At 45.8% G+C, this 14,374-nt stretch carries 14 protein-coding genes; 5 read left to right on the top strand and 9 right to left on the bottom strand.

All coding sequences use genetic code 11. The features are described from left to right. Positions 1-547: 547 nt before the first annotated feature. Together ylbJ and G3352_RS25550 are read left to right on the top strand one after the other, a co-directional pair. On the top strand, positions 548-1,801 hold the full coding sequence (gene ylbJ / locus G3352_RS25555) for a sporulation integral membrane protein YlbJ (protein ID WP_163761030.1): 1,254 nt from the start codon (positions 548-550) through the stop codon (positions 1,799-1,801). A gap of 104 nt (positions 1,802-1,905) precedes the next feature. Next, on the top strand, positions 1,906-2,709 hold the full coding sequence (locus G3352_RS25550; RefSeq protein WP_024634403.1) for an NAD kinase: 804 nt from the start codon (positions 1,906-1,908) through the stop codon (positions 2,707-2,709). Positions 2,710-2,737: 28 nt separating this feature from the next. On the opposite strand, the gene G3352_RS25545 is transcribed toward G3352_RS25550, so the two are convergent. After that, positions 2,738-3,139 carry a YutD family protein gene (locus tag G3352_RS25545; protein WP_240343221.1) on the bottom strand — a complete coding sequence of 134 codons (402 nt, stop codon included), beginning with the start codon at positions 3,137-3,139 and terminating at the stop codon, positions 2,738-2,740. After that, complete coding sequence (gene lipA, locus G3352_RS25540; RefSeq protein ID WP_076290937.1) at positions 3,136-4,035, bottom strand: lipoyl synthase; 900 nt, start codon at positions 4,033-4,035, stop codon at positions 3,136-3,138. Before lipA ends, G3352_RS25545 begins: the two co-directional genes overlap by 4 nt. A 324-nt stretch (positions 4,036-4,359) precedes the next feature. Here lipA and G3352_RS25535 point away from each other — a divergent pair, with 324 nt between their 5' ends. After that, positions 4,360-5,430 carry a peptidoglycan DD-metalloendopeptidase family protein gene (locus G3352_RS25535; RefSeq protein WP_163761029.1) on the top strand — a complete coding sequence of 357 codons (1,071 nt, stop codon included), beginning with the start codon at positions 4,360-4,362 and terminating at the stop codon, positions 5,428-5,430. Positions 5,431-5,550: 120 nt separating this feature from the next. Here the strand turns inward: G3352_RS25535 and yunB are convergent, their stop codons facing one another. The 4 genes from yunB to zwf form a co-directional block, all read right to left on the bottom strand. Then, positions 5,551-6,426 carry a sporulation protein YunB gene (gene yunB / locus G3352_RS25530; protein ID WP_163761028.1) on the bottom strand — a complete coding sequence of 292 codons (876 nt, stop codon included), beginning with the start codon at positions 6,424-6,426 and terminating at the stop codon, positions 5,551-5,553. A 212-nt stretch (positions 6,427-6,638) separates the two neighbouring features. Next, on the bottom strand, positions 6,639-7,283 hold the full coding sequence (gene fsa, locus G3352_RS25525) for a fructose-6-phosphate aldolase (protein ID WP_024632668.1): 645 nt from the start codon (positions 7,281-7,283) through the stop codon (positions 6,639-6,641). 87 nt (positions 7,284-7,370) lie between these two features. Continuing rightward, positions 7,371-8,264 carry a phosphogluconate dehydrogenase (NAD(+)-dependent, decarboxylating) gene (gnd, locus tag G3352_RS25520; RefSeq protein WP_163761027.1) on the bottom strand — a complete coding sequence of 298 codons (894 nt, stop codon included), beginning with the start codon at positions 8,262-8,264 and terminating at the stop codon, positions 7,371-7,373. A gap of 398 nt (positions 8,265-8,662) precedes the next feature. After that, entirely contained in the window at positions 8,663-10,117 is a 1,455-nt protein-coding gene (gene zwf / locus G3352_RS25515; RefSeq protein ID WP_163761026.1) for a glucose-6-phosphate dehydrogenase, read from the bottom strand. Positions 10,118-10,531: 414 nt separating this feature from the next. Between zwf and G3352_RS25510 the strand changes: the two genes are divergently transcribed. Beyond that, positions 10,532-10,852, top strand: coding sequence for a winged helix-turn-helix transcriptional regulator (locus tag G3352_RS25510; RefSeq protein WP_063566151.1), 321 nt, complete (start codon positions 10,532-10,534; stop codon positions 10,850-10,852). 173 nt (positions 10,853-11,025) lie between these two features. On the opposite strand, the gene G3352_RS25505 is transcribed toward G3352_RS25510, so the two are convergent. The 3 genes from G3352_RS25505 to G3352_RS25495 form a co-directional block, all read right to left on the bottom strand. Next, a complete protein-coding gene (locus tag G3352_RS25505) occupies positions 11,026-11,376 on the bottom strand; it encodes a helix-turn-helix domain-containing protein (protein ID WP_163761025.1) in 351 nt (116 codons plus the stop codon). A gap of 47 nt (positions 11,377-11,423) precedes the next feature. After that, positions 11,424-11,726, bottom strand: coding sequence for an AraC family ligand binding domain-containing protein (locus G3352_RS31755; RefSeq protein ID WP_163761024.1), 303 nt, complete (start codon positions 11,724-11,726; stop codon positions 11,424-11,426). 450 nt (positions 11,727-12,176) lie between these two features. After that, on the bottom strand, positions 12,177-13,334 hold the full coding sequence (locus tag G3352_RS25495; protein WP_163761023.1) for a Gfo/Idh/MocA family protein: 1,158 nt from the start codon (positions 13,332-13,334) through the stop codon (positions 12,177-12,179). Between the two features lie 112 nt (positions 13,335-13,446). Here G3352_RS25495 and G3352_RS25490 point away from each other — a divergent pair, with 112 nt between their 5' ends. Continuing rightward, positions 13,447-14,313 (top strand): AraC family transcriptional regulator, encoded by an 867-nt coding sequence (locus tag G3352_RS25490; RefSeq protein WP_163761022.1) that lies wholly within the window; start codon positions 13,447-13,449, stop codon positions 14,311-14,313. Positions 14,314-14,374: the final 61 nt, after the last annotated feature.

Here is a 14,374-nt window from a genome sequence, read left to right as displayed (position 1 = left end):
TTTCAGGTGTCGAATTTTGACATATATTACACTCCCATGCTTAATTGTGAAAGGAGATTGAAGAACAAGGCCACGAACACCTTTATCTTCATTCTATCAAAAAAATCCCAAAAGTCCTATATAACATGAAAGGCTTATGGTCCCACACAGCCATGACTCATACAGGTCTATCTCGTACGGAATGCACAAAAAAAGCGCCAAACATGAGGTTTGGCGCACCAAATATTTCATTAATAACTTCGCCAGTCCTCTTCTTCAGAGCGCGCAAGCGAGGCACGTATAACATAAACAAAAGCACAAACCAGGATTCCGGTGACAAGACTCATAATCATCACTCCATCCGATTTAATTCCACCTTCTAGGTAAATAGGTGAAGTCCAGGCGTTTTTATCATTTTAGCATACATCTATTAAAAACACAGCCACTTTTGCAAGCGCTTTCTAAACATTAAATTGTACTGTTTGTCCGCTTTGTCTCATATATTGATGGCAAAAGCACCATCGCTTTGCTGCACACTGACCATTCCAAAAATAAAGGAGAAGAATTCATGGCCGCTTCACAACGAATCACCCATGTCCTGATCCCATTAGCTCTTCTGATCCTGTGTGTGTTGATGGTGCTGTTTCCTGCGGAAACCTGGCATGCAGGTGTACGAGGACTATCCATTTGGTGGGACGTGCTGTTTCCCTCCCTTTTTCCCTTTCTAGTGCTTTCCGAGCTGCTTCTTGGCTTTGGCATTGTTCATTTTTTGGGTACACTCTTAAATCCATTGATGCGTCCGCTATTTCGTGTTCCTGGAAGCGGCGGCTTTGTGTTTGCTGTCAGCTGCGCTTCCGGTTATCCCACTGGAGCCAAATTGACTGCACAATTGTGGGAGCAAAAATTGGTTACTCGGGAAGAAGGTGAACGCCTCGTTGCTTTCACCACATCATCCGATCCCATCTTCATGATTGGAGCCGTATCGGTCGGTTTTTTTCATAATGTAGCTATCGCTCCCATACTGGTCACATCACATTATGGTGCTGCATTTCTTGTGGGCTTGCTCATGCGCTTCCATGGAAATGTCTCCGTAATGGATAAACAGTCGATCAACGACTCTCCCTCCGCCTCTGAAGAGGTACACAGAAACAGACTGCTCCGAGCCATTTATGCAATGCACGAGGCAAGAAAGGCTGATGGACGGGCATTTGGTGAATTGCTGCGCCAGGCAATCTCCTCATCCCTTCGCCTTATTATTATCGTAGGAGGGTTAGTTGTATTCTTCTCCGTTATGATGGAGTTACTCGTTCAAACTGGATGGCTGGGCGGGTTATACGCCATTACGGAACAACTACTTCTATATACAGGATTCCCCCCTGCCTTATCTCACAGTCTCGTAGGCGGATTATTCGAAGTCACTTTGGGAGCCAAGGAAGCAGGAGGGGCGGGCATTTCCATTCCGCTCGTGTACAAAGCTGCTGCTGCTGCATTTGTCCTCTCCTGGGGAGGATTATCCGTCCATGCCCAGATTATGAGTGTCCTGAGCAACACACCCATGAGATATGGCCCCTTTCTGTTTGCGAGAGCAATCCACGCTCTCATTGCACCCATACTTGTACTTTTGTTATGGATGCCGATGATGGGTGGTTCAGAATGGCCTGTTTTGTTCCAAACCGGTGCCAAGCCAGAATTATTTTCGTATACACCAGATTGGGGACAGATCCTGTTTTCGGGAATTGGTGTACTTGGAGTCGTATTACTTTTACTACTGATACTTTCTCTGATGAGTCCCTTTTTCTTACCTCGACGTATGAAAAAATAAGCCATCCTGTGCGTTTATATTCAACTGAATATCAATCCAACGTTGTGTTCTTCCCTGGAATTGATTATCATCGGTAGTATAATGACCACAAAGGAGCTTTCATCTTGAGATACTATGTTCAAGACCGCGGAGACCAGTTATCGATTGATCTCAGTCAGCAGTTTCATGCGCTGGCAAAAGAGGAAGGGTTTAAGCTGGATGCAGAATCGCCGGAGATTGTCATCTCCATCGGAGGCGATGGTACGATGCTGCAAGCATTTCACAATTTCATCGACCGCATCCCGGACATTGCTTTTGTTGGGGTTCATACAGGCCATCTCGGCTTTTATGCCGATTGGAAAAAGGAAGAATTACGGGAATTGGTTCGATTGATGAGCGGCAAAGGCGACCCGGAACGACTCAAACCCCGGATTGTCGAGTACCCGCTATTGGAGCTTGAGATTCGTAAAAAGTCGGGCAATACCTCTTATATTGCACTGAACGAATTTACGTTAAAAGGTGTGGACGGTACAGTCGTGGCTCAGGTCGACATTAATGACGTGACGTTTGAGATGTTCCGGGGTGACGGTATCTGTGTATCGACACCTTCAGGCAGTACGGCATACAACAAGGCGCTTGGCGGCGCCATGGTGCATCCAACGATCGAGGCCATTCAGATCGCCGAGATTGCTTCGATTAATAACCGCGTCTATCGGACGCTGGGTTCACCGGTTATTTTGCCCAAGCACCATCACTGTGATATCTTCTCACGCAAGGATCAGCGGTTGCTGCTTACCATTGACCACGTAAATGTTATGGTGGAAGATCTCATATCCGTACGCTGCCAAGTGGCTCGTCACAAGGTCAGCTTTGCCCGTTTCCGGCCATATCCGTTTTGGAACAGGGTTCGCACAGCTTTTTTGGACTAAATACATGCAACAAAAAAAGCGGTCCTTCTCAGGAACCGCTTTTTGCTTTGGCTTGAGGCTGATCTTTGCTCTTCTGAAGCACAAAGTACGCACAGCCAAAATTGCAATATTCATTGATATAGTCCACCATGCTAGAGATCGTGGAATCCTTCGTTGCTTTGGGATGGTTGTCCCGGTAAAAACCCTTCAACCGCAACTGGCTGTAACCCCAGTCCCCAATAATGTAATCGTACCGCTCCAGCACTTCGCTGTAACGGTCACGGAACACTTCAGGATTCCAGCCTTCTTTGTGATTCTGCACGATTTCATAATTTTTTCCGCCGATTTGAACAATAACCGGTTCTTTAGGTTTGTCCTGTACAGGCTCCTGAACCGATTCCTGAATCTGTTCTGAACTTTTTTCTTCTTCCAAACCTGTCTCCTCCATCATGCGTGAGATGCCGCCTTTTCACTATTTTTCGCAGCAGATTTCACTTGTTCATGGGCATGGTAGGAGCTGCGGACCATAGGTCCGGATTCCACGTGGCTGAATCCACGCTTCAGTCCTTCCTGCTTCAATGATGCGAACTCCTCTGGCGGATAATACTTCTCCACAAACAGATGTTTCTCAGATGGCTGCAAGTATTGACCAATCGTCATAATGTCACAATCCACAGCGCGCAGATCATCCATCGTTTGCAAAATTTCATGATATTCCTCACCTACACCAAGCATGATGCTCGATTTCGTCGGGATATTTGGCTGCATTTCCTTGGCACGAGCAAGCAGTTCGAGTGAACGCTTGTATTTTGCTTTGGCACGAACTTTGTCCGATAGCCGCTCTACTGTCTCAATGTTATGATTCAAGATGTCCGGTTTGGCATCCATGACAATCTGCAAGGAATCCCGGTCACCCAAAAAGTCTGGAATCAGCACTTCTACGCTACATAAAGGCAAACGACGACGAACGGCTTTCACCGTCTCCGCAAAAATCGTCGCTCCTCCATCCTTCAGGTCGTCACGCGCCACGCTCGTAATTACGCAGTGCTGCAGATTCATCTGTTCTGCCGCCTCTGCCACGCGTTCTGGTTCCTGCAAATCAAGTTCCGTCGGCAAGCCAGTATTCACCGCGCAAAAACGGCATGCCCGTGTGCAAATGTCGCCCAAAATCATAAAAGTAGCCGTCCGATTGGCCCAACATTCGTAAATATTTGGGCACCGTGCTTCCTCACATACTGTATGCAGCGTTTTGGAACGCATCATCGTTTTCATTTCCTGATAGTTATCGCCGGTTGTCAATTTGATCCGAATCCAGTCCGGTTTCGGTTCTTTAACACGTTTAGCCAATGCATAAACCTTCTTTCTACTGAAGTTAGGCTGTTGCTCGGAACATATTATACCATGAAAGCGCTGGAAAAACCCCCATTTGTCACATCTTGTGCATTCATGTCTTACATCCGCATTTTGCATAATTCGATTCCTTCGCTCCCGAGTACGAGAGGTAGACGAATAAACCCATTTCGATCTACCTCTCGCTGATTGAAAGTCGCTTTTTGGATTTATGCAAAATGCTTACATGGATAAAATGAAGACTTTTGAAGAACGCTAGGTTATAGCTTGGTTCACCGGGCACCATGTGCATCATCTCATTGGAAAGGGGGCTGCTTCCCTGTGCAAGATCGCTTTACATCGCGGTTAACGTATTCCTTTTGGATCAAAACATTGCTTGCAGGCACACTGCTTCTCCCATTCTTGCCTGTTGATGTTTACGGTGAACCCACCGCCGTTGATTCCAAACCACAGGCTGTAAAGCAAAAACCAGCGGAAATTTTCGCTTCACGCCGACATCTATATGAAAGCATTGGTCAGATGACCCAAATTCCCTGGTACAGGCTCGCAGCGATTGATCAATACGAACGAACCATCTCGCGTGCACATCCGAAAGATCGTAAACATCCGGAACGGCTGACCGGCATATTCATGACCTCCCCAGCCTGGAGAGGCTGGCTCAATCCAGATGAGACGGATCAACATCCGGGCTCCATTGTCTTTTTCAATGGTTATGGTCGTGACGGTTCTGGTGATGGTGTAGCAGATGCCAATAATGACCTGGACGTACTCTACAGCATGGCTTCCATTATTAAGAATTATGGGAACAAGCCGGAGGACTTCAACATCGCTCTATGGGAATATTATCATAACTCCCGTGCGGTGCAGCGCATTCAGCAATTCGCGAAATTATATGAGCATTTTGACAACCTCGATCTCTTTGATCACGCCTTCCCCGTCCCTCTTGGAACCAACTACTCTTACCGCAGCACCTGGGGGACCAAACGCAGCTGGGGTGGGTATCGTATTCATGAAGGCACGGATATTTTTGCACCACATGGCCTGCCTGTGCGCAGTACCTGTTACGGTGTCGTGGAGATCAAAGGCTGGAATCCGTTTGGCGGCTGGCGTATCGGTATTCGTGATCTGAACAACCATTACCACTATTACGCCCATCTATCCGGCTTCGACAAAAACGCCCATATCGGCGAAGTGGTTACCCCAGGTCAGGTATTGGGCTGGGTGGGTAGTTCAGGGTATGGTAAACCGGGTACACAAGGTAAGTTTCCTCCTCATCTGCACTATGGAATTTATCGTGATAGCGGGCTGAATGAATGGTCGTTTGACCCTTACCCTAATCTGAAGCATTGGGAGCAGGAAGAACGCAAACAGAAGAAAGCCAAAAGCAATTGAGGCAAAATGAGGTTGGAACGAAGGATAAGAAGTATCTATTTAGTATTGAGATGATTTTTAATGCAAAGCGGGACCTCACATTGAGGCCCCGTTTTTTTATTCGATATTGCCTTTGACTCATCAGTGGTTTACATCTACGTCAAGCTGCAATCCCCCATTCGGATCAGACAAATCCGGCTCAACCTCCAGTCCATTTCCGTTCAGACCGTTTGCTGGAGCCTGCTGCTGATTGGGAGAGGTTGCATTAGGCGTTCCTCCATGACCACTCGAAACACCCGTCTGACCGGATGGCAGTGCAATCGCGGGTGCGTTGCTACCGTTGCTGCCCACCGGCTTGCCCTGATTATCATAGTAATACATCGGCACATCCCCGACCACCAACAGGTAAGATATCGGAATTTCCGTATCAACGGTCTCGGGTTCCATGTCAAAGGGCACCACCACCGCGACTTCGGCAATGATGTGAATGTACACTTCAACCAGAATCATGTTTATACCGGCGTTCTGCTGACGGGTGTTCAGATCCACCTTGACGGCTCCCTGAGGCTCAATACGAACCGGTATACTTGGACCAAAGGATGCCAGTACGGGGCTGCCCAACGCCTGCCCCAGCGGAATTTTTTCTTTTAACATATGCACGTTCTGCAAAGTGGATTGCACGATGTTCATCGTACTCGCAGTGATCCGCATATGCTCATCGTAATTCAGCATGAATCCGGACACTTTCCCAGCCGTATCAGTTTTCCAGTCAATCAATCCTTCGGTGGATTTGCCTTCGGAAACCTGCGCTGTAATCGCCTTGTTGATCGCTTCCGTTGCAATTTGCTTCACTCTAATTTTGGCCAGATGCATGATGGGCGGTTTCATTTTCTTATCCACATAGGCAAAACCCTGCATCAAACAAAATGCTGTTACCAATAAAATAATCAACCACATTTTGCGCCTGCCACTTGGCGGCTTGCGCCGTCTTCGGCTTCGCCATCGTCTTCTCATCATCGGGCGTCCCTCCCCTGCGGGATGAGCTATAGGCTATATACTATCCTTATGCACTGTTGTCCCGAAAAAGAAGGACAGCACCTGCTCGTACGGGGATCTCATCACTTCCAACTAAAAAAGCCTTTCGCCAGCAGATTTTGTTTATCTGCAAGGCGAAAGGCTTTTTAATGGAATATGGCTCTGAGGAATCATCAGATCCTATCCACATTTTATTATTTCGGAACGGACTCCCAATCTTTCAGGAAACGCTCAATGCCGCTGTCTGTCAGCGGGTGTTTCCACAATGTTGGCAGGAGCGAACCCGGAATGGTCGCGATATGCGCACCAGAAAGAGCTGCATCCTCGACATGTTTGATATTACGGATGCTTGCTGCAATAATTTCGGAAGGCAAATCATACGTATCCAGAATGAGACGCAGATCGCGAATCAGCTTCATGCCATCCACCGCAATATCATCCAGACGACCAACAAATGGACTGATGTAAGTTGCGCCAGCTTTCGCTGCCATCAGGCCCTGTGCTGCAGAGAAGATCAGCGTCACATTGGTTTTAATTCCTTTTTGCGTCAGTTCATGACAAGCATAGAGTCCATCTTCGGTCATCGGTAGTTTAATCACTACATTCGGTGCCCACTCTGCAATTTCATAAGCTTCCTTCAACATATCCTCGGCTTTAAGTCCGATTACTTCAGCACTGACCGGGCCTTTAACAACGCCACAGATCTCCTGAATCACTTCTTTAAATACGCGACCTTCTTTGGCAATCAAAGACGGGTTGGTCGTGACTCCATCCACCAGACCAAGACGTTCGATCCGTTTGATTTCTTCAACATTACCTGTATCTAAGAAAAATTTCATGATATGTTCCCTCCACTTGATGAATTTTGTAAACAACTATACTCATCATTACCCGATTATTCGTATATGTTAACAGTTATATATGAATTAATTTTTTTCTACAGCGTGACCGCCAAATTCATTACGCAATGCTGCGACAACTTTACCTGTGAACGTGTCTGTTTCCAGGGAGCGGTAACGCATCAACAGGGACAACGCGATAACTGGCGTAGCAGTTTGCAGGTCAAATGCTGTTTCAACTGTCCAACGTCCTTCACCGGAAGAATGCATAACCCCTTTGATTTCATCCAGGTTAGCATCTTTGGAGAATGCACGCTCTGTCAATTCCATCAACCAAGAACGGATAACGGAACCGTTGTTCCATACACGAGCAACTTGTTCGAAGTCGAAATCGAAGCCGCTTTTCTCCAATACGTCGAAGCCTTCACCGATGGAAGCCATCATACCGTACTCAATACCGTTGTGAACCATTTTCAGGAAGTGACCGCTACCCGCTTTACCTGCATACAGGTAACCATTTTCAACTGAAGTATCCTTGAACGCTGGCTCAACTACTGCCCAAGCTTCAGGATCGCCACCGATCATGTAACATGCGCCATTACGTGCGCCTTCCATACCGCCTGATGTACCAGCATCCATGTAGTGAATGCCTTTAGGTTTCATTTCTTCGTAACGACGGATGGACTCTTTGTAGTGCGAGTTACCGGCTTCGATGATGATGTCGCCTTTGGACAACAGTGGGCTTACTTCAGCCAATACAGCGTCAACCACGTTGTGAGGAACCATGATCCACAATACACGTGGGGATTCAAGGGAAGCCACCATTTCTGCATAAGAAGATACGCCTGTTGCGCCGTATTCTTTCATTTCATTAACAGCTTCAGCGTTCAGGTCAAAAGCAACCACTTCATGTTTGTGGTCAATCAAGTTTCTACCCAGGTTCAATCCCATTTTACCTAATCCAATAAGTCCAAGTTTCATTGCTAGTTCCTCCTGTTATGAACATTTCTAATTTTTATCTGGCCAATTCCAAAATAAGTGCTTAACCTTGGCGCAGTAGCCGTTCCGGTTACGAATCGTTCTTTCGATCGCTCTTACCCCCAGATTTCTTTTCATTACCCTCAAGGGGGAAATCCGGGGATAAAGGCGCACGCTTCGCTTCTTCAGAATCGATTTCGTCCCCTTCACTACTCACGCGTAATTGTTATGAACTGATTTGAATTGAACCGCTAATCTATATTCAAAAATTTTCGCGGCCTTCCGAGTATTACCGGAAGGACTTATGCAAAATTGGAACGGTGTAATTCATAAAAATTTGTATATTATTGAGCAGAACAGACTGTAGTGTTTTCTTCTCTGATGCTGCTCTTACACTACTTTTACCACCAACGGTAGCCATTCTCTGCAATCAGACGATCTGCTGACTCAGGTCCTTGCGAACCAGCGCTGTACGTGTCGAGTGGCACACTGCCCTCCTGGAATGCTTCCAAGATCGGCTGTACCCATTGCCAAGCCAGTTCAACTTCGTTCCAGTGAGCAAAGAATGTAGAATCTCCACGCATCGCGTCAAAGATTAGGTTTTCGTAAGCTTCCGGAATGTTGCGTTCACCTGAGTTGAAGTTCATATGCATCGGTTCCACTTCACCTTGGTTGAGTGGGTTTTTCGCATTCAATTGAAGCGAGATGCTTTCTTTCGGTCCAATTTCAATTGTCAGCAGGTTAGGCTCTGTTGTATTTTCGGATTCATGACCTGTTTTCAATGGAGCCTTAAATTCAACAACAATTCTGGTTGATTTTTCAGCCAGGCGTTTACCTGTACGAATGTAAAATGGAACTTCACTCCAGAATGGATCATCGATCCACAGTCTCGCGGCAACATATGTCTCATTCTGAGAACCAGCTGGAATGTCAGGCTCGTCCAAGTATCCAACAACAGAAGCACCTTGCAGTTCGCCTGCTCCATATTGGGCACGAACGACTTCGGAAGCGATATTCTCTTTCGTCAATGGACGAAGAGCTTCAGCGATCTTCTGTTTTTTGAATTGAATTTCTTCCGGTGTGCAGCGTTTTGGCAAGTGCAAACCAATCATCATCAGTAACTGGAGCATATGGTTTTGGAACATGTCACGAAGGGCACCACTTTGATCATAATATGCAGCACGTTCTTCAACACCAACCGTTTCACTCGCCGTAATCTGTACATTGGCAATGTATCGATTGGACCACAAAGCCTGAATGACCGGATTCGCGTAAGTGAGGGTTTCAATATTTTGAACCATCGGTTTACCAAGGAAATGGTCAATACGGTAAATTTCTTCTTCTGCAAAGGTATTGCTGAGTTTCTCATTCAGTTCACGAGCAGATTGCAGATCGTGTCCGAATGGTTTTTCGATGATAAGTTTTTTCCAGCCTTTGGTGTTACCCAAGCCGCTTTCTTGAATGTTCAGTGCAATTGGCTCAAAGAATTCCGGTGCAACCGACATGTAGAACATGCGATTTTCGGGAATATTGAGCTCTTGTTCACGTTTCTGAACCAGTTCCAGCAATTTGGTGTAATCTTCAAGCTTCGTATTATTTAAAGAACAATAACGGAAAGCCCCAATGAAGTCGCGAACCTGAGCTTCTTCTTCCGGTGTTTGACGGGAGAAGGTATGAAGTGACTTTTCAACATTCGACTGGAAGTCAGCATCCGACAATTCACGCCGTCCAAGACCGATAACGGAGAAGGATTTCGGCATTTTTGAATCAATGTACAAATTATATAATGCAGGGTAAATCTTACGTTTGGCTAAATCGCCTGTTGCCCCGAAGAGGACAAATGTCATTGCGTCCATTGGAGTGCCTCCTATGATCTGTGCAGTATAGTATATGATGATGCAAAATGTTCAAATCCAAGCATGACAAAAGACGGAATTAGTGGGGGAGTTCCCCGCCTTACCTCCGCTTGTGTATCTGACCTGAATTAAACATGGAACATTCCTTCTCTCCACAACCTTAATCAAGGTTATAAATTGTAACCAATTGAATTGACGTTACCCATCTTACACCTGTCGTCACAATTCGTCAACAATCGTGTCCAACCTGTGAACACCAGTGTTTATAGGGTTTTTATTTAATGTTAACGCTTTATGTGGTAACATTAAGAACAATTGGTATGTGACATTTTACACATAGGGCTTGTGGACACTCAGGTTACAATAAGTATACTAATGCTATAATAAGCATAACTAAATCAAAGGAGTACTATTATGAGCGATGATGAGAATGCCAAGCAAATATGCGAAAAGGTGGAACAGTCTTATCAGATCATTGGCCGGAAATGGGTAGCCCTCATTATTCATACATTGATGGAAGAACCCAAACGATTCAGTGAAATTCACGCTTATATTCCGGACCTGAGCAAACGGGTACTTAATGAACGGATGAAGGAACTGGAGGAAGAGGGACTGGTCGTGCGTCATGTGGTTACGGAGCGCCCTGTTCGGACAGAATATATGTTGTCCCGCAAAGGCACAGAGCTGGGGCGCGCATTAAGCTCCGTGGAACGGTGGGCCGATAAGTGGCTGTAGCACGTACTTTTGAGGAAAGTATAGAAACTCATTCTATTTTAGAGGAGAAAACTTCATTTTCGCTTTAACTTCCGAATACATTGCAATTTCAATTTTAAAATAGCACTTTAAATTTCATCACGATAATGTACTGACGCTACTTTTATTAACATCAGCAGTTACACTCATGTGATTTAATGTCTGCTGCTGCGTTCAAAATGCTGTCGATACTGTAGCGGAGTGGTTCCCGCCGACTTGCGAAATAATTGAATGAAATAAGATCCATTGGGAAATCCCGCCCGTCTGCCAACCTCTTCAACGGAAAGAGTTGTCGTTTCCAGCAGAAGATAAGCCTGCTTGAGTCTTCGGGCTGTGACGTAGTCCGTAATACCGCTTCCTGTTTCTTGCTGAAAGATACAGGAAGCATAAGACTTGGATAAATGGATATCGTTCGCCATATGATCCAATCTGATTTCATCTATATAGTGCTCTTCAATCCAATGCATCATCTTCTCCGCATGTCTTAATTGACATGATTCGACCAAGTATGGTTGTCTCTCCTGTTCCCCATCACTTTGTTGATCCAAAACATTCAAAAGTTGAAGCAAAAACAGCACCGATTCCTCCCATTCTCCCCCAACCCCGAAAAAAAAGCACGGCGATGCGGGAACGCTTCCAGATATCGGTCCATTACAATGGGATATACATAGAAAATATTCTTTTCATTTGGTGTATCTGGAACCTCGGCATAAACCTGATGCAGCTGATATGGCTGAAAAAAGAAGAGTATGCCTTTACAAATGGGATGGATATGATTATTCAAAACCACAATGCTTTGCCCTTCATGGACATAAAGGATTTCCCCGCATTGATGCCAATGACTGGAAGCTAACATCGTGATGAATATCTAGGATTGGTCTTATAAACCATTGCTCCAAAGTTTCATCCCACGACCATGCCATATGCCGGTAGATTTCCTCTCCTGTCATATTGTACATAATCCATAGCATACCCGTCCAGAAACTTGAAACCCTCCAATCGGTGTTGATGTTATCATACTTCCCATCACCACCGGCAAAATGAGGACATTTATCTCCAATGTTTTTTCATCTCTGGCAATTTGTTTTCCAGCTTCTGCATGACTTCCTGCCAGTATGTCGTAGTTACGTCAGATTCTGCCTTGGCCATGACATTACCTCTTTAGGGTTAATTAGAGAAGCCATCGCAAAATTAAATGGATAGAAACATCGGGTATATTGATTTTGTTTTGTAAATAGGATTTCAATAAAATGAAGCCAGATCTCACAATATCTGTGGGACTGGCCTCTTTTCCATGTTTATTTAACTATGACTCCAACTTTCTCCCTAACGTAATATCCACATCCTCGAAGTTCTCCACGGCTGTCTTTTTTTCATAAAAATGCACCGCATGTTGCATAATCCCTTCCCTTGTATAAAAAGCATCCTCCGCCTCTAGTGGAAAAGTAACCTTCTCCCCCGTACTGGCCGATTTATAGATACCTATAATGAGTTCCAATGTATCCCGTCCACTCTTCCCATCCACCAGAAGCGGTGATCCTGTCTCAATGGCGTTTAGCACATTTTCCACTTGCCCGGCATGACCCACATGAATAACATCCGGTGAGTCGTCAACGAGTTTTTGAATCTGTTGTTCCATATCTGGATTGGGTTCTGGGAATCCATTCGTTCGTGCCGTAGAAGCAACGACCTTCCAAGGCGCAGATACCCTGGCCTCTTTACCCTGAAAAATCAACTGCTGCTCCTCTCCGTGGTGTACCACGGAGCAGGTGATCATACCAAGTGCTCCTTCTTGGAAACGAAGCATCGCCATGGAAATATCCTCTACTTCAGCATTATCATGCGCCGTATTCGCCATCATGGCCTGCAGTTCCACCGGAGGGCCCATCATCCAAAGCATCGCATCAATATGATGTACCGCATGATTAAGAGTACAGCCTCCGCCTTCCTTTTCCCATGTGCCACGCCACCACAGATCATAATAATTATGGCCCCGCCACCAGAACGAATCGACCTGTACGTGGACAATGGGACCCATAAGTTTGCTATCCAGCACATCTTTCAGTTTCATCATCGGTGTTGTAAAACGATTCTGCGCCACCACCGAAAGCAGCTTACCACTCGTTTGCGCCGCTTCCAGCATCATATCCGCCTCTTGTAAAGAAGAGGCCATTGGTTTTTCGACAAGCACATGTGTACCTGCATGCAGAAAATCACATGTGATCGGTGCGTGGGTATATGGAGGGGTACAGATGGAAACCAAATCAATGTTTTGATCCAGCAATTCATGGTAATCGGTAACAGCTTGCGCTCCTTTCAATCCGTATTCGTTAATTCGTTTCTGTGCTTTTTCCGTGTACATATCCACCACAGCTACGATCTGGCATCGTTCAGGAAATGCCAAATACGCTGTAATATGCGCTGCACTGATCGCGCCTGCTCCAATAATGGCTATTTTTAACATGAATGCATACCTCCCTTATTCTCTTCACAATACACAATAATAAAGCGCTTTTATGCGTTCATCTTGTGATAAAATGAAACTATATTGCGCTCTTGAAGGGGAGGCATTCCTAATGCCCATCATCACTGAGGATCAATTTAATCTGGCATGCCGTCGCACCTCCACCACTGCGTTCCGAGAGGTTTTTCACACTCATTCACAGATGGAAATCACGTATATCCATGATGGATATGGACAGCTAATAACCGAGGGTCAGGCTTTCCCCCTTGAACCGGGTACACTGATGATATTCCGCCCTTTTCAGCTGCATCAGATCCAGATTCAAGTCACGACAGAACATCCCTTTGTTCGCAGTGTCCTGATGTATGAGCAGCACTTGCTGAACTCGCACTCTCGGCTTTTTGCCGTATCGAATCGTTTTACAATGGACCTTTTCGGGCAAACATCTCCGCTTCAACCGATCCGTCTTTCCGCTTCTTCCCCACTGGTTCAGATGATTGAGCAATTTGCCAATATTCTGCCTACGTTGCTTCCACATGAAGCGGAAGAGGATACACGACTTTTTTTACTTGGACTTCTCGCACAGCTTCGCTACCTTTGGAAAGACACGCGGTTTCCCAACTCTACTGCGCTCCCAGTGGGTTCTTCCGCTCTGCATCCTCATGCTGAGGCTGTCATGCATTGGATTGAAGAGCACTACAATGAAGCATTTCGTCTGGAGGATATCGCAGATACACTGCATCTCTCGCCTTATCATCTGTCCCATATATTTAAAAAAGCTACCGGAACTACCATCGTTGCTTACGCCCAGGCTACCCGTATTCGTCATGCTTGTGTGTTACTCACGAGTACTACACACGCTGTTCCGGAAATAGGCCACCGTGTAGGCATGTCCAGCCCATCTTATTTTTGCAAAGTCTTCCGCAATGCAACAGGCACTACGCCGCATCAGTATCGGATGAAAGTGCAGGGCAGATAAGAAGATCATCTACAAGATCATTTCTACAAAATAAAAAGGAGCAAAAGGAATGACATCCTTT

It is taken from the genome of Paenibacillus sp. ALJ109b, assembly GCF_010747435.1.
In the GTDB taxonomy this organism is placed as follows: Bacteria; Bacillota; Bacilli; order Paenibacillales; family Paenibacillaceae; genus Paenibacillus; species Paenibacillus taichungensis.
Note: the sequence above shows the minus strand (reverse complement) of the source record. Positions and strands in the feature narration are given on the sequence as shown.

Bases quoted from the DNA above. Each gene is read 5' to 3' on its own strand.
- ylbJ (WP_163761030.1), top strand. From the start codon at position 548: ATGGCCGCTTCACAACGAATCACCCATGTCCTGATCCCATTAGCTCTT.
- G3352_RS25545 (WP_240343221.1), bottom strand. From the start codon at position 3,139: ATGATGGAGGAGACAGGTTTGGAAGAAGAAAAAAGTTCAGAACAGATT.
- yunB (WP_163761028.1), bottom strand. From the start codon at position 6,426: ATGATGAGAAGACGATGGCGAAGCCGAAGACGGCGCAAGCCGCCAAGT.
- fsa (WP_024632668.1), bottom strand. From the start codon at position 7,283: ATGAAATTTTTCTTAGATACAGGTAATGTTGAAGAAATCAAACGGATC.
- gnd (WP_163761027.1), bottom strand. From the start codon at position 8,264: ATGAAACTTGGACTTATTGGATTAGGTAAAATGGGATTGAACCTGGGT.
- zwf (WP_163761026.1), bottom strand. From the start codon at position 10,117: ATGGACGCAATGACATTTGTCCTCTTCGGGGCAACAGGCGATTTAGCC.
- G3352_RS25510 (WP_063566151.1), top strand. From the start codon at position 10,532: ATGAGCGATGATGAGAATGCCAAGCAAATATGCGAAAAGGTGGAACAG.
- G3352_RS31755 (WP_163761024.1), bottom strand. From the start codon at position 11,726: ATGTTAGCTTCCAGTCATTGGCATCAATGCGGGGAAATCCTTTATGTC.
- G3352_RS25495 (WP_163761023.1), bottom strand. From the start codon at position 13,334: ATGTTAAAAATAGCCATTATTGGAGCAGGCGCGATCAGTGCAGCGCAT.
- G3352_RS25490 (WP_163761022.1), top strand. From the start codon at position 13,447: ATGCCCATCATCACTGAGGATCAATTTAATCTGGCATGCCGTCGCACC.